Genomic DNA, 20,979 nt, shown 5'->3' with positions numbered 1-20,979 from the left:
GCGAAGCGACGTGGCAATCTCGTCAAATATCCTGAGATTGCTTCGTCACTTACTTCGTAATTTCCTCGCAATGACGATAAAAACTTAAATAAAAAATTATGTTAGATAATATTAGAAAAACTGCCGATAGTTTTATAATGCGGGTTTTATTCGTAATGATAGCTTTTGCTTTTGTCGGCTTTGGTATTAAAGATGTATTAAACGGAAGAAGAAGCGGCGATATTGTTACTTTTTCTCATGTGAAAAATATCTCCCAGGAAGATTTTTTGAGAGCAAAATCTTTAGAAATTAATGCTATAAGTAAGCAAACGGGAACAAGTTTAACGGATGAAGAAATAGCAAAGTTAAATATTGATAACCGAATCCTAAAAAGGCTTGTTTACGATAATGTTTTAGATTATTTAGTGAGTTATTATGACTTAGATCTAAGTGATGATACAGTTAAAATTTTAGTTAAAGAATCACCGGTTTTTAAAAATGAGCAAGGTGTTTTCAATATAAAAATTTTTAAAACTTATTTTAGAAATTCTTATATGGATGAAGAAAAATATTTATTAAACTTCAAAGAAAAAGCTCTAAAAAATATTTTTGTCGGTACTTTTGTAGAAAGTTTCTATGTTCCTAAAGCTATGACTGACAATATAGTAGATTATATGGCTGAAAAAAGAGAAGTAGAATTAGTACAAATAGATTTACAAAATAAACCGAAAGATTTACAAATCCCTACTCCTACCGATCAGCAATTAAAGGATTTTTACCAAGATAATAAAACCGCGTTTGAGGTACCTGAGAAACGCAGCTTTTCTTATATTAAAGCTAATATTAAGGATTTAAAAGTCTCAGTTACTCAAGATGAGTTGTTAGAATTTTATAATGAAAATAAAGATGAATTCGGTGATCAAAGTTTTGAAGCAGTACAAAAACAATTACATGATTTATTAAAGGCTCAAAAAATCGACATACTTAATATGGAGTTTGCTAAAAAGCTGGAAGATGAGACGGCAGCCGGTTCTAGCTTAGTTGAAATTGCCGAAAAATATAAGCTACCGATACAAAACGTTCACTATATCAGTTATGCGGAGCTTATTGAAGATAAAATAATTGCTGAAAATGCCGATAGTATTTTTGAGCTTTCGGAAGGTGAATTATCTTATCCTATAGAAACAGAGGATAAAAGCTATCTTATATTGGTAGAATTAAAATCTATTCAGCCGGCAAAAATACCTGAATTTGATGCTATTAAAGAGCAGGTAAATAAAGCTTGGATAAAGCGGAATATTGCAGATGTAAACTTAAAAATTATCAAGGATTTAGCAAAGGAATATAATTCAGATCAAGAGAACATAAAAGAGCTTCAAGCTACCGGAATAAAAATAAGCAAAAAAAGCTATATTAGATCCGAAATGGAAGATGATCTAACACTAACTCCTGAAATATTATTATCAATTTTTAATACTAAAATAGGAAGTAATACGCCTGTATTTCAAGTAGGTGATGAAGTATATTTTGCACATATTAAATCTAGAAGTATCGATGAATTAACAGCTAAAAATATTCATGTCAATTCAGAAAAAAATATAATATATAATATTAAAAATTCTGTAATTGACGAGCTAATTAACTACACAATTATTCAGAATGATATGCAGGTAAAAGCTAATTTTAATAAGTAGCGAAATCCATCAGGTCATACCGTATCGTCATTGCGAGGAAATTGCATAGCAATTGACGAAGCAATCTCAGGATATTTAATGAGATTGCCACGCAGCCTATGGTTGCTCGCAATGATGATAAAATAAGCCGTACATTATAAACAAAAAAATAAAACTATGAGCTTTAAAGATTTACCGGAGTTTTTAAAATTTTTAGAAAAAAACGGTGAGTTAAAGCGTATTGCTCTTGAGGTTAAAACTGACTTAGAAATTACTGAAATTAGTAGAAGAGTATTAGCACAAGGCGGACCTGCATTACTTTTTGAAAATGTTATAAAAGCCGACGGCATTAAGTCCGACATACCTGTTCTCACTAATCTTTATGCTAATATAAATCGTATTTGTATGGGGCTTAAACTTAAGTCACCCAAAGAATTAAGAGAACTTGGCGTTTTACTAGCATTCCTTAAACAGCCGCAATCTCCCGCATCTTTTAAAGAAACATGGTCAATGTTACCGCTTGCTAAGCGTATATTTGCTATGTCTCCTAAAACCGTATCAAAAGCAGCTTGTCATGAAATCGTCATTGACAAACCGAATATCAATATATTGCCGATCCAAAGATGTTGGCCTGATGATATTTCGTCTTTAATTACTTGGGGTATAGTAGTTACTAAAGGTCCAACAAAAGATAAAATCGATAATTACAACCTTGGCATATATAGAATGCAGGTTATTTCAGAAAATAAACTATTGATGCGTTGGTTAAAGTTACGGGGCGGAGCAGAGCATCATAAACGTTGGAAAGAAGCAAAAAAAGAACCTTTTCCTGCTGCTATCGTTATCTGGGCAAATCCAGCGGTAACTTTGGCAGCAGTTACGCCGATACCTGAGAATATCTCGGAGTATAATTTTGCTGGTTTACTCGGTAATGAAAAAGTAGAGTTGGTACAATGCAAAACTATTGACCTCAAAGTACCTGCACATAGTGAAATAGTGCTGGAAGGCTATGTAAGTTTAGAGGAGTATTTGCCTGAAGGTCCTTTTGGGGATCACACCGGATATTATAATGATGTTGAGGAATTTCCTGTATTTACGGTTACCGCAATAACGATGAAGAAAAATCCAGTATATTTAAGCACCTATACAGGAAAACCGCCTGATGAGCCATCAATCTTAGGTGAAGCATTAAATGAAATTTTTATTCCTATATTGCAGCAACAATTTCCGGAAATAGTCGATTTTTGGCTTCCACCTGAAGGTTGTTCATATAGAGTTGCGGTAGTATCGATTAAAAAATCCTATCCCGGTCATGCTAAAAGAATAATGCTTGGGATTTGGTCTTACTTACGGCACTTTATGTATAGTAAGTTTATTATAGTTGTAGATGACGATATTGATGTTCGTAACTGGCAAGAAGTAATTTGGGCAATAGCAACAAGAAGCGATCCAAGGCGTGATACGAGCTTTATAGATAATTCCCCGATAGATTATTTGGATTTTGCATCTCCTGAGTCAGGCCTTGGTAGTAAAATGGGAATAGATGCAACCGATAAAATATACCCTGAGACAAATAGAAAATGGGGTAAAAAAATAGAAATGAGTCAGGAAGTTATCGACAAGGTTAATAGTATGTGGAATAGTTTAAAGATATAAGGTATACTCGTTTAATTTGAAAAATTGGCGTCGTTGTTTCATATTTTTTGACCGCAGCGTACACTAGTACGTGAGGATCAAAAAATATGAAACGCCTTGCTCTTTTCCAAATTAAACTTCGTATACTGTTTATATTAATTGTTAATTTTTTGAAATATCTTGGAACTAAACATGTATAACATCCCGCACGAGACGATAATTAATAATTTCAAAGAAATTGCCGATAAATATCAAGAGCTTATTGCGCATTTCATGCAAGGTAGGGGGAGTATGATCCCTAGGAGCCTAATTGATAGTGATAAAAACAGAATTATAGCCTCTTTTTAATGGTAGAACAATTTTGGGCAAATCCTGAAAAATTTTGTCAGCTTAATATTGAATATATTGATAAGTTAAGAGAGCTTACAGCGAATAGCTTTGCAAAGTTTGTCGGTAGTCCGGCAAAAGCTGTATTTTCTCCGGATAATCGAGATAAAAGATTTAAAGATTCTTCATGGGAGGATAATGCTTATTTTGACTTTGTTAAACAATATTATTTACTATCTAGCGAGTGGCTTAAGCAGAATATAGAACATTATGAGCTGTCAAGTGATCTCAAGCAACATTTAGAGTTTGCAACTAAACATTTTATCGATGTGTTTTCACCTTCAAATTTTGCTTTTTGTAATCCAAAAGTTTTGCGTGAGACATTAGAAAGCGGCGGGCAAAATTTAGTACAAGGGCTAGAAAATTTCTTAAGAGATATAAAAAGTTCAGGTGATATATTAAATATTAAAACTACCAATAAATCTGCTTTTAAACTCGGTAAAAATATTGCGGCGACAAAAGGAAAAGTTATATTCCAAAATGATTTAATGCAATTAATATGTTATGAGCCGAAAGAGAAAGTTCATAAGATTCCGATATTTATTATTCCGCCATGTATAAATAAATATTATATACTCGATTTATCTCCGCATAATTCTTTAGTATCTTTCTTAGTAGAAAATAATTTTCAAGTTTTTCTTATTTCATGGGTTAATCCTGATATCTCTCTATCGGAAAAAGGCTTCGAGGATTATTTAAAAGACGGTATTTTAGCACCTTTTGAGTATGTTAGAAATCTTGGTTTTGAGAAAATTGATTTTGTCGGATATTGCATGGGAGGTACATTCCTTGCTATAATTATCGTCTACTTCAAAGAAAAAAAATAGAGTCCGTTCATAGTGCTACTTTCTTTACTACTTTGCTTAATTATACTCATCCCGGCGAGCTTGGAATATTTTTTAATGAAGCTACGATTAACTACATTAAGGAAGATATAAAACTAAAAGGCTATTTTGATGGGTAATATTTATCAAATAGCTTTAGTTTACTAAGGGCTAATGATTTAATTTGGACGTTTTTTGTCAATAATTACTTACTCGGTAAAAAACTGATGCCTTTTGATTTGCTATATTGGAATGCGGATTCTACTAACTTGCCGGCAAAAATGTATGAGGAATATTTACAAAATACATATTGCAATAACTTGCTAAAAGAGTCTAATAATTTAGAGGTACTCGGAACAAAAATAGATCTTGGAAAAGTTGATTGTAACTCTTTTTTCGTAGCCGCAAAAGAAGATCATATATCTCCATGGCGTTCAATATATGATGGAGTAAAATTATTAAACGGACATAAGATTTTTTGTCTCACGGATTCAGGGCATGTAGCAGGTGTAGTTAACCCTCTCGCTAGTGCTAAATATAATTATCGGCTTAATGACAACTTAAGTTTAAGTAGTCATGAGTGGCTTATGAAAGCTACGGAATCTAAAGGCTCATGGTGGAATTATTGGCTTATAAAAAATAATGATAATAAGCTAGTAGATTCTTTAGATTATCAGAATCTAGAGGCTATTGAAGAAGCGCCAGAAAGTTACGTAAGGAAGTAGGTGTTGTTTGTGGGGATACTAAATCGTCATTGCGAGCAGCCATAGGCTGCGTGGCAATCTCATGAGATTGCTTCGTCAATGACTTTGTAATTTTCCTCGTAATGACGGAAAAGCTGATCTATGCAACGCCTAAAATATAAATAAGTCATGAAGAGAAAAAATAATAAATTTATAGAAATATCTATTGCCTTTATCTTGGGAATTGCTTTAGGTATTTATGGACAGAATCCGGATTATTTTACTAATCTAATAAGTCAAAAATCATTAGCTTTATCTGCTCTGCAAATAAAGCATTACAATATTTCAGAGCTTTCAAGAAGTAAAGTTAGTACATGTTTTACTCCGCCTGCCGGTTGTACTAAGTTTATAGCCAATCAGATAGATAAAGCTGAAGAATCTATTTATATGCAGGCATATGGTATGAGCGATGCGTTAATTACTACTGCACTTATTAATGCACAAGCGCGAGGAGTAAAGGTTAGAATATTGCTTGATCGTAGTAATTTAAAGCAAAAATTTTCTAAATTACATGAATTACAACGAGCAAAAATTGATGTAGGTATAGATAAAGTACCGGGAATCGCGCATAATAAAGTTATAATTATTGATAAAAAGAAAGTAATAACCGGTTCGTTTAATTTCACGGCTGCTGCCGATAAACGTAATGCTGAAAATGTAATTATTATAGAAGATCAGGAGCTAGCAGAATCTTATTTACAAAATTGGTTAAACAGAAAGGCGAGCAACTGAGAGGAGATTTCCACTATGTCATTCCTGCGAAAGCAGGAATCCAGTAGCTAAAAGATATAAATATATTTAATTTTTTATATTAAAAGCTCAAATAATTGCGCTTTTTTCTAGATTCCCGCTTGCGCAGGAATGACATCAAACGCATTTTTCGTCCATGCAACAATGCCTTCAGTCGCTTAGCTCATGAGGTTGAAAAATTAAGCAGATTTCTTGTTGAAGTTTTTTGTACTTGTTCTGCCATATTTTGCATATTATTATTAGAAGCATGATGAACATTTTCGGCAATGTGCTTATTTGCGGTTTCTAATATTTTGGTTGAAGACTCATAAGCAATACTTGCTAATATCCTTAGCATTATCCATAGATGTTTCATAAATAGATTTTAAACATTTTTGATGACATTCACTAGCTTGTTTGAAATCTTTAGAAGTTGCTGCTTCTTTAGTAGTATTCAAAATAGTATTAACAGTATTTTGTGTAATTTCGGAATTTTTCTTAAGCAAAGATTGCATGCTTTCTGTAGCAATTTGGTTAGTTATTAAAAGAATATTCTCATAGCTCTTTGCATTGTATTTGTGATAGATGCTAGATCTACACTATGGATATTTTTCATAGAACTCATATAAAATTCTGGATTCATATAGGATTTCATTAAATCTAAAAATTGTGTATTATTTTACATTATTCATTCTCCTAAAAAATTTTTTGTGTTTTATAGGTTACGTATATGTAAACATAAACCCTCAACTCATGCTAACATTTATAAAATTATGAGTCAATAATTGTTAGCATTAAGAATAATATTAAAAATAGTTAAGTTTTTATAAATGTTAGATACATCAATTCAAGCATTAATAAATAAGTGGCAAAAATACCTTGTTTTGCAAAGAAATTACTCTAATCATACAGTAATTTCTTATAATAATGACCTTAAGCATTTCCTTGAGTTTATGAATTATTATAATTCAGAGTTTGTAACGATAAATCATATTAAAACCGCAGATATAAGATTAATCCGAAGTTGGCTTGCAAAACGTCACTGTGATAATTTTACCACTTCTTCAATTTCACGTGGTTTATCTGCAGTAAAAAATTTTTATAGGTTTTTAGAGAAAACAACACAATTAAATAGTCATATAATTTTTTCTATAAAATCTCCTAAAAAGACTAAATTGTTACCAAAAGCTTTATCGGAAGATGATGTAGTAATATCACTTGAACATATTGAAGAATACGGGAATGTTAAGTGGGTAGAACTTAGAAATAAAGCCCTACTTGTTCTTATATATGCTTCAGGTCTACGTATATCGGAAGCATTATCAATTACGAAACTTCATCTACAAAATCTAGAATTTATAAGAATAATAGGTAAAGGTAGTAAAGAAAGAATAATTCCGTGGTTACCGATTGCTAAAAATTTAATTACCCAATATTTAGAAATATTGCCGTATAAGTTAGGTGATAATGAACCCATATTTAGAGGAAAGCAGGGTAAGAAATTGCAGCCACCGGTATTTAATCGTGAATTAATTAAATTAAAGCATTTTTATGGTTTACCGCAGCATTTAACTGCTCATTCATTTAGACATAGTTTTGCTTCACATTTGCTTGAGCATGGTGCAGATTTACGCTCTATTCAAGAGCTATTAGGTCATAAAAGTCTATCTACTACACAAAACTATACTAAAACAAGTATAAAGCATTTAGAAGCTGTATATACTACCGCATATCCAATTAAAAAATAAAATATATTAATATTCATAATCTTCTTGCGTTAATTTTAAGTGATATATTATATTATTTTAAAAACCTTATTAACTAATATATTAAAGCTAATATTGAGATATTAATATGCTAGAAACACCTAAATTACCTATGGGATATAAACCTTCTAACGATGAAGAATATATGTGTCCTAATCACCTAGAATATTTTAGACAAAAACTTTTAAGATGGAAAGAGGATTTATTAAAGGAATCTCAAGAGACTTTAAATCATTTAAAGGAAGAAAATTTAAAAGAATCCGATCTTAACGATTGTGCTACTCATGAAACAGAAAGAGCTTTTGAGCTTCGTAGTAGAAATAGATATTGTAAATTAATGAGTAAAATAGAAGAAGCATTATCACGTATTAAAAATGGGGAATACGGTTACTGTGAAGAAACAGGCGAGCCAATAGGTATAAAAAGATTAGAAGCACGACCTATTGCTGCATTATGTATTGAAGCTCAAGAGCGTCATGAAAATTATGAGAGAAGTCATTTGGATGAGTCTGGGAATTAAGTAGTTAGGTAATTTATGTGCGTGGATCGCAGGAATCCAAAAACATTTAATGTCACCCCGTGGCTTGACCACGGGGTCTAGAAAAACAAATATTATATTAATAATTTTAGTATTTTTAACTAGATTCCGCGATCAAGTCACGGAATGACAATAATTCATTTTTGCAGGAATGACACTTGAACATCTAAAACCTAAAGAAGTTAGAGCATTTACTGTTTCAAATAAAGGTAATCCCATAACATTTGAATATGAGCCGGAAATAAATGAGATAAAAGCTTCTGCATAACCGGCAATTTTACATCCACCGGCTTTATCTATGCCCTCATCCAAAGAACAATAAAAATTAATCTCTTCATCACTTAATTTTTTGAACTTAACAATAGTCTGAACTATTTTTTGTCTAACTGTAAGCTGATCATTCTCTTTTTTGATAATACATAAACCTGTATAGACACGATGACGACGCCCGGATAACATCTTAATACAATTCTTGACTTCTTCATAAGTAGTAGCTTTCGGCAATATTCTTCTACCTACTGCCGCTACGGTATCGGCAGCTATAATTATAGCTGATTCCTCTATTTGAGATGCAATTTTTATAGCTTTTTCGTAAGCAAGTCTTATGGCTAAGGGAGCAGGTAATTCACGCAAATTAGGTGTTTCGTCTATATCTGCTGGAATAACTTGTGAAGGGATAATTTTGATTCTGTTTAGTAACTCAATTCTTGCAGGAGAGCTTGATACTAATATAATCGGTAGGTTTTTTTTGTTCTGCTTCATACTTATAAAGACTAGTGACGATGAATCACACGCCCCTTAGTTAAATCATAAGGAGTCATTTCTACCATAACTTTATCTCCTAGTAATATTCTGATACGATTTTTACGCATCCTACCGGCAGTATGAGCAATAATTACATGATCATTCTCAAGCTTTACTCTGAAAGTAGCATTAGGTAAAAGTTCAAGTACTGTACCTGTAAACTGAATGAGGTCGTCTTTTGACATTATAATTTATGTTTTTATGGTCGGGGCGGAGAGATTCGAACTCCCGACCCTCTGGTCCCAAACCAGATGCGCTACCAGGCTGCGCTACGCCCCGATAATTAATTATGTCTATACTATATACTCTATTATTCTTAGCAAATCAATTTGTTTATGTAAAAATTTATAGATTTTACCTAGAAAAAGTGGTGTTGTTAGGTTCTAAGCGTCATTGTATTCAGTCCTGTGGCTTTGTTGTATGGCCCTTATGTTTATACCCGCGGAAGCAGGAATCCAGTAATCTTTAATGTCATCCCGCAACTTGATTGCGGGATCTCAGGACACAGTCTGTTATACAAGATCGGGGTCAAGTCACGGTATGACAGCAAAAAAGACTGGATTCCTGCTTCCGCAGGAATGACATAAGAGATACAAAAATTAATAAAGTTTTGCGGTTTTCACTAAGAAGCTAAAATAGATAGGTTTTACCCTTGTGTTGCTTAAGTTTTATATACGATTTACCGAATTTCTATAAAAAGTACATAAAGTTTAATTTATTTTGAACAAGAAAAAGTAATCATACTTTTTCTATATAGAAAATACCTTATTTATAAGTATTTTTATAGATATTTTAGTATTTAATTAATGTTTTTCAAATCATAAGTTAGAAAAATTAAGCCCAAATTTAGGAGATATTATGTCAAGTCAACGATAAAAAATTTAATAAAAAAGGCATGTTTGCATCAACTGCGGCATTGATGCTTGCTAGCACTAGTGCCCTTGGTACTGCTAACCGAATCGTAACAGTAGGGGGTGGCTCAGTAGCTGATGGTAGTGCTTTTGGCAGAGGAGCATATGTACCAGGTTCATTTGTAACCTTTGGCGAAGTAAATAATTTTACTTCAGATGTGTCAGCAATTCCTGCCATATATTTAGATACCTTTAATAATGCAACAATGACTGTGCCAAATAACATAACTCTTGGACCGGTTATACCTGTTGATCTTACTAAAGAAAATGTCAGGCTCGTTGTAGATGTCCCTAACGCTATAAACATCACTTTAACAGGTACGCCAGTTACAAATGCACAAGCACTTGCAGCGGTTTCTCCTTTTGCTCCAGGACCAGGAGAAGCACCAGGGAATACTTACTATTTTAACAGCTTTAATTTTAACGATTTAGCTAGTACTTTGATTTTTCAGGCTACATCACTTTTGCCTCCTACTGGTGATAATAGAATCGCCTTTATCTCTCAGGTCCAGGTAGTATAGTAACTTCTGTTCAAGGCCAGGCAGATCTTACATTACAGATTGACACTGACTTTTAATTTAAACATCCAAGTTGGATTAAGGCAAAAACTTTTCATATTGCAAATAATCAGCTACTTAATTTTGCTACTGATACTTCACCAGCCGTAGGTCTTTTACGTTAATGAAGTTATGGATATACAACCTATAGAAAATAGTATCAAGTTCGGCGGCCAAAATGCTACTTATGACGTAAGTAATGAATCGCCAAATGCTGCAGAATTTGTGGCTAGTTTCAACCTAGTTCCAGCAAATGATGTAGATGGTCAATTAAGAGTACACGTGGTTTCCGGTAGCCGAGAAATTGCACTTAATGCAGGTAGCGGTAATGGAACAGGAGGGACAATAAGGCTTAACAAATTTTTTACCGATGGGATAGGAGCTCCTCTAAATCAAAATCCAGCTACAATTACAGGAACCATCTTTGCCCAAACTATTCAGATAGGGAACCAGTATCAGCCTATTAATATAGGAGTAGACACGCCGTATGGTTTGGATACCGGCGCGGGCGGATTAGTACGATTTCAGCAAGATGTAATTTCTGATATAGATTTTAACGGTACGGCTGCACAAATAACAATCGCTGATGGTAAGAATGTTGGTGGGGCTACCGGTGGTAATATAGATAATAAATTAGGAGGAAGTGCGAATATATTAAATTTTGTCGGTAAAATAGTACGGTTATCGGTAATGTAGGAGCTACAAATCCGGTTAATATATTAAATGTTCAGGGCAATAATGCTGGTACAATAAACCTTGCTGCGGGCGGTAATTTAGCGGCAGTAACCAGTAGCGGAGGTGTTAAAGGCATTGTTAATGTTTTAGGAGCCGGTACGTTTGGACCTGTAACAGGTATTGCAGTTTTGAATCTTAACAGAGCAGGAAATGTTGTGATAGTCGGAGCATCTAGTGCAACTACTCTTACCATAAATAATGCAGGTGTGGTAGCTACAGCTGCGGGTGGTTTTACCAGTAATGCTGCGGTCGGAGCAGGCCAACTTACAACAAATACTACGGGTAATGTTACTGTCGGAACAGGAACATATGCAGGAAATATTACCGGTAATGCAACTTTTGGCGGGGCCGGAACTATTAACACAACAGTTATTACAGGATAGACTGATTTTAAAGGGTCTGCAGGTACGGTTAACGTTAATGATACCGGTACTTTAGTAGCAGTGACAAGTAGTGCAGCAACTAACACGGTAATTTAGTATTTTTAGGAGGCGGTAACGTTACCGGAGTCATAAATAATATTGGAACAATTACTGTTAATGTAGCAGGTAATAAAACGGTTATCTTTCAAAAAAGTGTATCCGCTACTTCTTTAACACTTGGTAACAATGCTGTGGCGAATTTACAAGACTCGCTTACAACAAGCGGTAGCGTGGATTTTACCAATGGCGGTGTTTTAGAGTTTTCGGGAGCAAATCCTGCAGGTGATTTACTTAAACAGCCAAATCAAAAACGGGAACACAGGAACATTACCGGCACTACTTTAACGGCTACTGATTCAAGTATAGGTACGGTAAACACAATTAATATCGGGCAGGGAAATGCAGCTGCAGCATTTACGATAGATGTATCTAACAAGGCTTTAACTCTAGGAAGTGCTATTAATTTGAATAATACTAAAGCCGTATTTGGTTTAACTACTAGCAAAAATCGACAAGTTACCTTTATGAATAGTGTCGATGGTTTTGCCGGTGGAGGCGGTAGCGTCAATTTAAGTAGTACTTCTAGTACTTATACCTAATAACAATGTGTTAACTTTGCAGGGTAATTTGGGTAATGAAACTCTTAGCACAAAGGCAAAGCCCCTTACTGTTATAAATGTTAGTGGTAATGTCGGCGTTGTTGGTACTAATGCTACGTTAGGTACAAATGAACTTGATATGAGTAATACTGCAGTGCTTAATATTGCTGTTGGCGGGGTTTTTGCCTATGCATCACTTACCTCGGCTAAGATTGCCAAAATTAATATCGGTGAGGTTAATGCTGGACCAGCCGTTTATGCCCTTGATGCATTAAACGGTGATTTTCCATTAGATGCACCAGGTGTTACATTCGTGAATACCGCATCTGTTTTAAAGTTAATGACTACCGTAGCTAGCGGCAAGAACAGTACTATAGAGTTAACAGGTAATATAGAGCCAGTTGTTCCAAATACCGGTGTAGTGGAGATAAATGCAAGAAATGCTAATACCAAGTTAACAATAGATGGTACGGCTAATAAGTATGCTATCGGAACAAAAGCAAATCCGGTGAGTAAAGTACAACTTACAGGGCACAGAACACTGGGTAATAACTGCTCTTAATACCCCAAATATCGACGTATCCGTTGCAAAAGTTGCTATATGATAGTTGGATCAAATGTTTTTTTCTCCACTCCTTCCGGTCCTATTAATAGCGAGCTTGGGGCTGTAAAGATTGACGGTAATATGAATTTCCAAAATAATGCCGGTACCGCAATATTTGCTAGTGATATAGCAAATAATATAACATCAGCTATTACCGGTAATATAACAAGTACCGGAGGTACTAACGGTACTATAGATACAGTTGACGGTAACAGAAACTCAACGAATACAATTACGAACCTTGCAATGTTAAAAGTGGGTGCTGACAACAGTACTGTTACGATTGATGCCGGCGGTAATATGTCAATTGCTGAAATCCAAGGAACCGGCACGGGTAATATAGTGTTTACTCAAGCAACTAATTTAACCGGTGGTATTAACATCACAGGCGGTAAAGCTGTGGATTTAATGTTTACCGGTCCAAGCAGCGTTAGTGGAGCTATAGGTAGCAGTACTTCAAAAGTTGGTGATATAACTATTAGCGGTGATGTATTAAATTGTACCGGAGGTATTAATGCAGGATATGTAATATTTAAGGGAACAACTAATAGTTTAGATATTTCTGAAGGATCAAGCTTTCCTCCTTTTGCTTTAGCTATAAATCCTGAGGATAGCATGGTAATTTTTGATGAATCTACTGCTATTACTTATTCCGGTAGTATAATAGGTACTAAAGGAATGGTCGATATAGTTCAAATAGACGGGGGTGATGTTACAATTCAAGGTACCGTGAAAAACAGGCTCGATTTCATTTACTACTGCTCAGTCTGCAACTTTAAGCCTTAATAATACAAGTATAATAAATGAATCAATTACGACCACAGGTAATAAAATCCATACTCTTGCAATATCAAATGATTTAACAACTGGATCTAGCGGTAGTGGTTCGGTAGGTTCAGACTCAAATCACCTTAAAACCGTTCAGTTCAACGGTGTAGACAGTAAAATCACAATCGATAGCGAAGATTTTTACTCGAGTATAACAACCAAGACTAATAATCAAGGTACGGCAATATTTAACGATTTAACGCTAATAATGGTTTTACCGATTATTTAGGCGGTGAGAATTTAAACCTTAAACTAGTTCAGTAGTAATAAAGGCATGGTAAAAAGGGATACCTATGCTAAAGATATTACTATTGATGCCGGTAAATCAGCGGTATTTACCGGTTATAACAGTAGAAGTTTAGACATTCCGTCAGCCACGGTCGGCGGTGTTAAAGTGCCAAGAGCAACAACAAAATTTAATTACAAAACAAAAATCGTTTCAGAGAACTTCAAAAAAGGGAGCAGCAGCAACTCTTCAGCGGAATACACTAATGCTGCACTTGTACAAGCACCGATTAACGGCGGTAGTCATAAATTCGATGATGATGTATGGTTACAAAAAGCGGTAACAGGTACTAATGCTATTACTTTTGCACCGAAGAAAACCGCTTTTATTGCATAGGATTTAGGAGCAAATACTATAGTTGCCGATCAAGCAACAATGATGTTTACCTGTGATAATACTAGCGTAAATGTCAGGGGCAATATCTCAGGAAGTAATATAACTTTCGATCTTGGTAATAATAAAGTTACTTATACAGGCTCTGCTACTCCTACCGGTGAGCTTATTATAAATGTCTTCTATGATACTATAAATGCAGGGCAAACAGGCAACGCTAATAGCGGTAATATAGTACTCGCAAGCGGTAGTACCTTTGATTTATCAAATGTTTCTTCAATTATAAGTATTTTTAACTGCACAAAATAATCCGTCTGCTATTGGGTAGGGTAGTGCTTATCCTATCATCACCACGGTAGGAGGTAATATCATAGTCGGTAATGCTTGCAAGCTTACCGTTTAATGTAACCGCTAATGAAGGTAGTTTTGTCAGATGGCAAATTACAGGTAATTCCTTTGTACTTTTACCGATAGAACCAACAGGAGATGTAACAATAGATAATATCATCAAAATTTTAATAAATACCCCTGTAGGGCAAAGACGAGAAGTAGTTGAACATCTATTACCTATAATTCAAAGACCTTCAAATGAAATACATAGAATAACTACTCCGCTTATTACCCCAATAGGGTCCTTCCGTCGGTCCGAGTGTTGGAGGTTTTAGCCCTCTATAGCCGCCACCAACTAGCGGTAGTGTAGTTAACAGTAGTTAACAATATATATTTTTGTTCCGCCTATCACTCCGGGCGGCTACGACGTAACACCTAGCAATTCGGCAGGATATAATACTCCGACTACTCCGGTTACAGGCACAGGCGGATTTAGTCCTAACGGTCCTGCTAATGTCGGAGGCAATCCTGATGGTCCGAATGCTTCGGTCGTAACGACTCCAACCTCAAACGTAGGCGCTAACCAGTTATCAACCGGAGGAGGCGGTAGTTTTGGAGGTACTACGGGCTATAACAGTCCGTCAACAGGTGGCTCAAGCTACAATAGTCCAGTTTCCGGTTCGGATGTATGTATACAGTCCATCAACGGCTTCTAGTGGTCAGAGTGGTGCCGGTGGCTCAAGTTATAATAGTCCTGCTGCAACCGATATTGCTCCTGCTAATAGCGGTAACTCTTCAGCACAAGGGAGCAGTTTTAGTTTGGGAGGTACAACTAAAGGCGGTGTAACCAACAGCGGAAGTAGTCCATACGGTAATAGCGGTAATCCTAAAGCAACAGGTGTTTCTTCCGCTCTAATAATAGTAACGGCATGGGAAGTAGTTCCGGTAGCGATATGTCTGCTATAGGTAGTAGCCGAGATAATTCTGCAGGTACAAGTAGCGGTGGAAGCTCAGGTAGCGGAATAAGTCGTGCTAAAGCGAACGACGGCTTTAATGCTGCACAAGATAATACTAGTATCGGTAATCAAAAAGCTACGAATCCTGCAGCAGAAGATACTACATCACGTAAGAGAGGTGCAGCTGTCGGAGGCGGTGATTGTGAACTTGATGAAAGTAAAGCTAATAATTCCATTTACGGGGTATGGGCTAGCCTATATTACGGTAAGGCAGTACAAAAAAGCCTTTAACGGACTTAACTTAGCGGTTATAAAGCTAAATCTACCGGTGGCTCAATCGGGGTTGATACCGTTATAAACGATATATAGTTCTCTTGGTGCTGCTTATACTAGAGTCGATACGAAGTTACGTTACCAAAATGCTAAAGCCGGCCTAAGGTCGGAACTAATATGGGCTCTCTATATACGGTTTATATAACTTTATAAATAACCTATTTATAGAAGACGTAACCACCTATGCACGAAGTGATATTAAAACTAATGAACTACGTAATATTATAGGCGGTTGTGAAACAGCGCACGGTAAGTATCATTCAACTTCTTATAGCGGTCAAGTAGTTGGGGGTTATAAATTATCTATGGAAAGAAACTTCATTTGCACCGATGGCAGGAATCAGGCTTACTAAGGATTAAAGATTCTGGTTATCAGGAATACGGTACTTCTTTCCAAAACCTAACTATTCAGAAACGTCAATATAACAAGGTTGAAGGTATACTCAGCGGTGAAATTAAGACAACCTCCTATAAGGATGAATTCATAATTAGACCGCAAATTCATGTCTTTATTACTTAACGCGAGTTTTGTATTAATAAAGGCGTTTTATAGCTGATAATCACTAGGTTACGAGTGTATTAATAATACTGTTTTTGTTATAAAATTAGTGAGAAAACACACGTTTTGAATTAAGGTAGTGTCTTTACAGTATTAGAAAAAAGTTTATAGGTTATTGAAAAATAATATAAAGAGCAATAACCTATGAGCATAGATTTTATAGAAATATTTTGCTACGTCGATTTGCAAGAATTAGATAAGCATACAAATTCAATGACTCAAAATAACAACAAATCTGGTCCAAAAAGTAGACTGCATAGAAGTGAGGTAATAACGATTATAATAGGTTACTGACAGTCATCTTATGATTGTTTTAAAAACTATTTTATCTGAAACAGATATGAATTCATCATCAAAGAGATTTTCAGTTAGTAAGCTTATAGCCAATTTATAAAAATAATAGGTCCACATTTACCACTATTAGTATTAATATTAAATTCTATTTTGGATCAGTGTGACGGACTATCTTTTGTAGATTCAAGTAGTATAGAGGTATGCAAGAAATATCGTATTTCAATGAATAAAGTGTTTGCTGGTATAAGCAGCACGTGGTGCAACAACAAAAGGTTGGTTCTATGGACTCAAACTACATTTAATAATTAATAGAGCTGGTGGTATAAGTTAAAGCATCTTTTAGTCCTGGTAATAAGGATGATAGAAAACAGCTAGAATTGATGATAAAAAATCTTTTTGGTAAAATATTTGGAGATCGTGATTATATTTCACAAAAATTATTTCAACAACTTTTAGAGCAAGGAGTTTTTATAGTAACTAGAGTAAAGAAAAATATGAAAAATAAGCTTATGTCTATGTTGGATAAAATATTATTGCTTAAAAGATCATTGCTAGAATCTATTTTTAGCAAAATTAAACTATTGAGTAAGTTTGAGCATTCAAGGCATAGATCAGTTACAAATGCCTTTGTTCATATGGTTGCAGCACTGATAAAAATTATCAAATGTCTGATAATAAACCTTCTATTACATCTCTCTTGATAGTCTAAATTCTATGCTCTGTTAATTCGAAACTCGCGTTAATTACGACTTTAAAGGTAAAACACCGGCAATCGTTGCAGATCTTAACGGTCTTAATAAGCCTCTACCGGTACCAGCACCTAAACCTACTAAAATGCTATATGATTTAGGGGCAGGTGCAGTAAAGTAATTAAGAAGGGTAGAATGGAGTACGGAGTGCAGCATTACAGTCTGAACTTAGCTAAAAAATACCATGTCCAGTCCGGTTAAAGCAAACTTCTAAAAACCTGCATCAATTAAGAATAAGGATTATTAATATCTGTAATTATTTTTCGGGAACTGCGATAGTTTTTATGGTAATTGCATGTAGTTTTTTATTTAATATTTCAGACAGGGCGTTTTTTACTAATTTATGTTGATTAATTAAAGAAAGTCCATTAAATTGAACGTCTGATATTTCTAAGGCATAATGGTCTTGATCTCCTACTAAATCAGTAATTTTCATTGTACTGTTCGGAAATGATTCTTTAAGTATTTTTTCTAACTCTTCTATAGATATTGCCATTATTTTATCAGTATTAATTTAAGTATTAATTAAAGTTTTTTTGCTTAAAGTAAAGCTTTATATGAATTTTTATTATAGAATTTTAAACATTCATTGATAAAATCGACTCTTATGCATATAATAATTAATATTATTATGTCATTTATTAATTATTATGAAAAAAGAAACTGAAGAATTAAAATTATTTATCTTAGAATGTTTAAGTGAGAAAAAAGCAGAAGATATTGAGGTAATTGATTTAACAGGAAAACATAAATTAGCCGATTATATTATATTTGCTAGCGGTCGTTCGACTAAAAATGTTAGAGCAATTGCTGAATATGTAGCTTTAGAATTAAAAAATAATGCTGGTATAAATAGTAATATTGAGGGACTTGGTAAATCAGAATGGGTACTAATAGATGCAGGTACTATTTTAATTAATATTTTTTATCCTGAAGTACGGGAGCATTTTAAGTTAGAAGAAATTTGGAAAAGATGAACGATCATATTCTTATTAACGTTATAATTTTACTCGGTACTGCGGTTTTTATTGTGGCTATACTTAAGCGTCTTAGATTAAGTCCGGTACTTGGTTACTTAATTGCCGGAGCTGCAATAGGTGATCACGGTTTAAAAATCGTAACATATGACCAAACTAAGTTATTAGGTGAACTTGGTGTAGTATTTCTATTATTTGCGATAGGACTTGAGTTATCCTTTGAGCGATTAAAAGCTATGAGACGATATGTATTTGGTCTCGGTAGTTTGCAAGTTTTAACAACCGCTATAGTAATTGCCGGTGCAATGGTGCTTATAGACGGCAATAGTAGTGCGGCTATTATTACCGGTGGTGGTCTGGCCCTTTCATCTACGGCACTTGTTATGCAGGTTATTGAGGAAAATCGTAGTCAATCAACGCAAATAGGAAGAGTTTCTTTAGCTATTCTGTTACTACAAGATTTGGCCGTAGTGCCATTGCTTGTAATAGTTCCGTTACTTGCCGGTAACAATAAAGCCTCGCTTGCAGCGGCTCTTGGTATTGCACTCTTAAAAGCCGTAACGGCCTTACTGACAATATTTATTGTCGGTCGTGTTTTTCTTCGTCCTGTATTTTCATTCATTTCATCAGAAAGTAATAATGCAAGCGAGTTACCTATTTCGATGACTTTGTTAATAGTACTTTCTGCTGCTTGGGCTACCGAAACATTTGGTTTATCTTTAGCTCTAGGAGCATTTGTTGCCGGAGTATTAGTTGCGGAAACTGAATTTAGATTGCAGGCAGAGGAAAGTATTTATCCTTTCAAAAGTTTATTTTTAGGATTGTTTTTCATGACCGTGGGTATGAATATCGATGCCCTAGAAATGTATGAAAAAATATCTCATATTCTTACTTTATCGATTGCTTTAATAGGTATAAAAACCTTAATCATAACGGCTTTTTGTATTTTATTCGGTTTTAATAAAGGAGTGGCTTTTTATTCAGGCTTATTATTATCGCAAGGCGGAGAGTTTGGTTTTATATTATTCAGTTTAGGTAAAGATAGCGGAGTATTAGAAGAAAGTACTGCCGATATATTATTACTCGTAGTTACTTTTACTATGGCACTTACTCCATTACTCGCAGCTTTAGGGCAAAAGATTGCCGAGAAAGTTGATAAAGGACTTGGTAAAACTCCGACTCAAATGATTGAGCTTGGGGCAAGAGATTTAACAAACCATATTATTATTGCCGGACTCGGTAATACCGGTAAAATGGTAGCAAGAGTTTTGGAAGCGGAAGGTATAAGTTACGTAATACTTGATTTAGATGATGATAGAGTAAAAGAAGAGCTATCAAACGGTTTGCCGGTTTTTAAAGGTGATGTATCGCAAGCCGATACTCTAAAGGCATTAGGTACAGAAAGAGCATTCGCTATAATACTTACTATGAATAATCAAGTAACTATCAAGAAATCGCTTAAAACAATTAGTGGTAATTATCAGGATATACCGGTTGTCGTTAAGTTAAAAAATTTAAAAAATGCTAGAGAGTTTTATGATTTAGGTGCCACAACTATTATTCCGGAAAGTTATGAGACTGGATTACAAATAGGTGGAACAGTCCTAAAAAATATAGGTATTAGCGAGCAGGAAATTAATAGAATAAAAGTACAATTTAGGCTTGGTAATTATATAATAGCAAAAAAAGAGGATGCTTTATCTGAAGCGGAATATAATGATTAAAATTCAAATTCTTATTACTTTAATTATTGTAATATTATCAACAACAATTAATGCCGATAATAAAAAATTGCCTATTCCGAGATTTGTTTCAATAAAATCTAATGAAGTAAATGCAAGGAGCGGACCAACTACTAAATCTGCCGTAGAATGGGTTTTTGTTAAAAAAGGCGAACCGGTAGAAATAATTGCAGAGTACAAGCAATGGCGACAAGTACGTGACATTAACGGCGAAGGTGGTTGGATACATTCAAGCGTTTTATCAGGTAAAAGATCAGTAGTTATTACTTCTGATAAGGAAATAGAACTTACCAAATCCGCAGACCCTAAAAGCCGAGTTATAGCAAAATTAATGCCAAAAGTTCGTTGTAGTTTAAAAAAATGTAAAGAACAATTCTGCCAAATTACATGTAAGGATTACACAGGTTGGATTTCCAAGAAAGTAATTTGGGGAGTGTATGATGATAATGATAGGTATTACTAGGCTTCTTGCATAACCTCCTTCTAAAGGTAATTTGTAAGTCAATCCGGTACTCGCATCCTCACGTACTTTTATGTACGCTGCAGTGCTGTGTTTCGTGTTTCCTTCAAGTTCCTCTTTATAAGATAGGTTATGCAAGAAGCCTAGTACCGATAATAAATTGTAAAAGTAATTTACTACCTGAAGTTAATTTACTATATATAAAAATTTACCAAAGATATAATTA

The 20,979-nt window shown here is 34.5% G+C and carries 25 protein-coding genes, 1 tRNA gene and 5 pseudogenes; 24 read left to right on the top strand and 7 right to left on the bottom strand.

The features are described from left to right. Positions 1-98: 98 nt before the first annotated feature. The 5 genes from RMA_RS06880 to pld all read left to right on the top strand — a co-directional run bounded on the left by RMA_RS06880 (position 99) and on the right by pld (position 5,973). Positions 99-1,673 carry a SurA N-terminal domain-containing protein gene (locus RMA_RS06880; RefSeq protein WP_041404891.1) on the top strand — a complete coding sequence of 525 codons (1,575 nt, stop codon included), beginning with the start codon at positions 99-101 and terminating at the stop codon, positions 1,671-1,673. Between the two features lie 156 nt (positions 1,674-1,829). Further along, positions 1,830-3,308 (top strand): UbiD family decarboxylase, encoded by a 1,479-nt coding sequence (locus tag RMA_RS06875; RefSeq protein ID WP_012153205.1) that lies wholly within the window; start codon positions 1,830-1,832, stop codon positions 3,306-3,308. A gap of 326 nt (positions 3,309-3,634) precedes the next feature. Beyond that, positions 3,635-4,501: a poly(3-hydroxyalkanoate) synthetase gene (locus RMA_RS11475; protein ID WP_238375470.1), complete on the top strand. Its 867-nt coding sequence runs from the start codon at positions 3,635-3,637 to the stop codon at positions 4,499-4,501. 179 nt (positions 4,502-4,680) lie between these two features. Beyond that, a complete protein-coding gene (locus RMA_RS11470) occupies positions 4,681-5,223 on the top strand; it encodes a hypothetical protein (RefSeq protein WP_337998664.1) in 543 nt (180 codons plus the stop codon). A 147-nt stretch (positions 5,224-5,370) separates the two neighbouring features. Beyond that, complete coding sequence (gene pld / locus RMA_RS06860; RefSeq protein ID WP_012153204.1) at positions 5,371-5,973, top strand: phospholipase D; 603 nt, start codon at positions 5,371-5,373, stop codon at positions 5,971-5,973. 323 nt (positions 5,974-6,296) lie between these two features. Here the strand turns inward: pld and RMA_RS12145 are convergent. After that, positions 6,297-6,625: pseudogene (locus RMA_RS12145) on the bottom strand (phasin family protein). Positions 6,626-6,800: 175 nt separating this feature from the next. Between RMA_RS12145 and RMA_RS06850 the strand changes: the two are divergent. Beyond that, positions 6,801-7,718, top strand: coding sequence for a tyrosine recombinase XerC (locus RMA_RS06850; protein WP_012153203.1), 918 nt, complete (start codon positions 6,801-6,803; stop codon positions 7,716-7,718). A 106-nt stretch (positions 7,719-7,824) separates the two neighbouring features. Next, complete coding sequence (dksA, locus tag RMA_RS06845; RefSeq protein ID WP_041404890.1) at positions 7,825-8,256, top strand: RNA polymerase-binding protein DksA; 432 nt, start codon at positions 7,825-7,827, stop codon at positions 8,254-8,256. A 132-nt stretch (positions 8,257-8,388) separates the two neighbouring features. Here the strand turns inward: dksA and RMA_RS06840 are convergent, their stop codons facing one another. The 3 genes from RMA_RS06840 to RMA_RS06830 form a co-directional block, all read right to left on the bottom strand. Next, the gene (locus tag RMA_RS06840) at positions 8,389-9,036 is read right to left on the bottom strand and encodes a Maf family protein (RefSeq protein WP_041404889.1); all 648 of its coding nucleotides are present in this window, start codon (positions 9,034-9,036) and stop codon (positions 8,389-8,391) included. A gap of 11 nt (positions 9,037-9,047) precedes the next feature. Beyond that, positions 9,048-9,263: a translation initiation factor IF-1 gene (gene infA, locus RMA_RS06835; protein WP_014366118.1), complete on the bottom strand. Its 216-nt coding sequence runs from the start codon at positions 9,261-9,263 to the stop codon at positions 9,048-9,050. A gap of 17 nt (positions 9,264-9,280) precedes the next feature. Then, positions 9,281-9,357 (bottom strand) — tRNA-Pro (locus tag RMA_RS06830). 640 nt (positions 9,358-9,997) lie between these two features. Here RMA_RS06830 and RMA_RS12140 point away from each other — a divergent pair. Beyond that, positions 9,998-10,242 (top strand): annotated as a pseudogene (locus tag RMA_RS12140) (cell surface protein). Positions 10,243-10,678: 436 nt separating this feature from the next. After that, positions 10,679-11,242 (top strand): hypothetical protein, encoded by a 564-nt coding sequence (locus RMA_RS11455; protein ID WP_238375466.1) that lies wholly within the window; start codon positions 10,679-10,681, stop codon positions 11,240-11,242. A gap of 31 nt (positions 11,243-11,273) precedes the next feature. On the opposite strand, the gene RMA_RS06805 is transcribed toward RMA_RS11455, so the two are convergent. Next, positions 11,274-11,750 carry a hypothetical protein gene (locus RMA_RS06805; RefSeq protein ID WP_041404887.1) on the bottom strand — a complete coding sequence of 159 codons (477 nt, stop codon included), beginning with the start codon at positions 11,748-11,750 and terminating at the stop codon, positions 11,274-11,276. 144 nt (positions 11,751-11,894) lie between these two features. On the opposite strand from RMA_RS06805, the gene RMA_RS11450 reads away from it, so the two are divergent. The 12 genes and pseudogenes from RMA_RS11450 to RMA_RS11810 all read left to right on the top strand — a co-directional run. Beyond that, positions 11,895-12,302 (top strand): hypothetical protein, encoded by a 408-nt coding sequence (locus tag RMA_RS11450; protein WP_238375465.1) that lies wholly within the window; start codon positions 11,895-11,897, stop codon positions 12,300-12,302. 7 nt (positions 12,303-12,309) lie between these two features. Beyond that, positions 12,310-12,864 carry a hypothetical protein gene (locus RMA_RS08960; RefSeq protein WP_238375464.1) on the top strand — a complete coding sequence of 185 codons (555 nt, stop codon included), beginning with the start codon at positions 12,310-12,312 and terminating at the stop codon, positions 12,862-12,864. 39 nt (positions 12,865-12,903) lie between these two features. Beyond that, positions 12,904-13,692, top strand: coding sequence for a hypothetical protein (locus RMA_RS11445; protein WP_238375463.1), 789 nt, complete (start codon positions 12,904-12,906; stop codon positions 13,690-13,692). Positions 13,693-14,008: 316 nt separating this feature from the next. After that, complete coding sequence (locus tag RMA_RS06780; RefSeq protein ID WP_238375462.1) at positions 14,009-14,356, top strand: hypothetical protein; 348 nt, start codon at positions 14,009-14,011, stop codon at positions 14,354-14,356. 39 nt (positions 14,357-14,395) lie between these two features. Next, positions 14,396-14,662 (top strand): hypothetical protein, encoded by a 267-nt coding sequence (locus tag RMA_RS11440; protein WP_238375461.1) that lies wholly within the window; start codon positions 14,396-14,398, stop codon positions 14,660-14,662. A 71-nt stretch (positions 14,663-14,733) separates the two neighbouring features. Continuing rightward, positions 14,734-15,018 (top strand): hypothetical protein, encoded by a 285-nt coding sequence (locus RMA_RS11435; protein ID WP_238375460.1) that lies wholly within the window; start codon positions 14,734-14,736, stop codon positions 15,016-15,018. A 349-nt stretch (positions 15,019-15,367) separates the two neighbouring features. Continuing rightward, on the top strand, positions 15,368-15,649 hold the full coding sequence (locus tag RMA_RS11430) for a hypothetical protein (protein WP_238375459.1): 282 nt from the start codon (positions 15,368-15,370) through the stop codon (positions 15,647-15,649). Next, on the top strand, positions 15,613-15,930 hold the full coding sequence (locus RMA_RS11425; RefSeq protein WP_081427906.1) for a hypothetical protein: 318 nt from the start codon (positions 15,613-15,615) through the stop codon (positions 15,928-15,930). The genes RMA_RS11430 and RMA_RS11425 overlap by 37 nt, the downstream gene beginning before the upstream one ends. Positions 15,931-16,100: 170 nt before the next feature. Then, positions 16,101-16,325, top strand: a complete 225-nt coding sequence (locus RMA_RS11420; protein WP_337998663.1) for a hypothetical protein — start codon at positions 16,101-16,103, stop codon at positions 16,323-16,325. 650 nt (positions 16,326-16,975) lie between these two features. Further along, positions 16,976-17,065, top strand: a pseudogene (locus RMA_RS12340) (transposase); the annotation flags it as partial. A 22-nt stretch (positions 17,066-17,087) separates the two neighbouring features. After that, positions 17,088-17,156, top strand: a pseudogene (locus RMA_RS12335) (transposase); the annotation flags it as partial. A gap of 13 nt (positions 17,157-17,169) precedes the next feature. Continuing rightward, a pseudogene (locus RMA_RS11810) lies at positions 17,170-17,526 on the top strand (transposase); the annotation flags it as partial. A gap of 42 nt (positions 17,527-17,568) precedes the next feature. On the opposite strand, the gene RMA_RS10105 reads toward RMA_RS11810, so the two are convergent. Then, on the bottom strand, positions 17,569-17,730 hold the full coding sequence (locus tag RMA_RS10105) for a hypothetical protein (RefSeq protein WP_187145889.1): 162 nt from the start codon (positions 17,728-17,730) through the stop codon (positions 17,569-17,571). Positions 17,731-17,830: 100 nt separating this feature from the next. Then, the gene (locus tag RMA_RS06755; RefSeq protein WP_014409104.1) at positions 17,831-18,070 is read right to left on the bottom strand and encodes a BolA/IbaG family iron-sulfur metabolism protein; all 240 of its coding nucleotides are present in this window, start codon (positions 18,068-18,070) and stop codon (positions 17,831-17,833) included. A gap of 154 nt (positions 18,071-18,224) precedes the next feature. Here RMA_RS06755 and rsfS point away from each other — a divergent pair, with 154 nt between their 5' ends. Genes rsfS through RMA_RS06740 form a run of 3 tightly spaced genes read left to right on the top strand, consistent with a single transcriptional unit; the run spans position 18,225 to position 20,756 of the window. Beyond that, positions 18,225-18,551 carry a ribosome silencing factor gene (rsfS, locus tag RMA_RS06750; protein WP_014365362.1) on the top strand — a complete coding sequence of 109 codons (327 nt, stop codon included), beginning with the start codon at positions 18,225-18,227 and terminating at the stop codon, positions 18,549-18,551. After that, positions 18,548-20,275: a monovalent cation:proton antiporter-2 (CPA2) family protein gene (locus RMA_RS06745; RefSeq protein WP_014365363.1), complete on the top strand. Its 1,728-nt coding sequence runs from the start codon at positions 18,548-18,550 to the stop codon at positions 20,273-20,275. Before rsfS ends, RMA_RS06745 begins: the two co-directional genes overlap by 4 nt. Beyond that, a complete protein-coding gene (locus RMA_RS06740; RefSeq protein WP_012153196.1) occupies positions 20,244-20,756 on the top strand; it encodes an SH3 domain-containing protein in 513 nt (170 codons plus the stop codon). Before RMA_RS06745 ends, RMA_RS06740 begins: the two co-directional genes overlap by 32 nt. The last annotated feature ends 223 nt before the right edge of the window (positions 20,757-20,979 follow it).

Origin of the sequence: Rickettsia massiliae MTU5 (assembly GCF_000016625.1) — a bacterium.
Taxonomy (GTDB): domain Bacteria; phylum Pseudomonadota; class Alphaproteobacteria; order Rickettsiales; family Rickettsiaceae; genus Rickettsia; species Rickettsia rickettsii.
The sequence above is the reverse complement of the archived record's forward strand: the minus strand, read 5'-3'. Positions and strand labels throughout refer to the sequence as shown.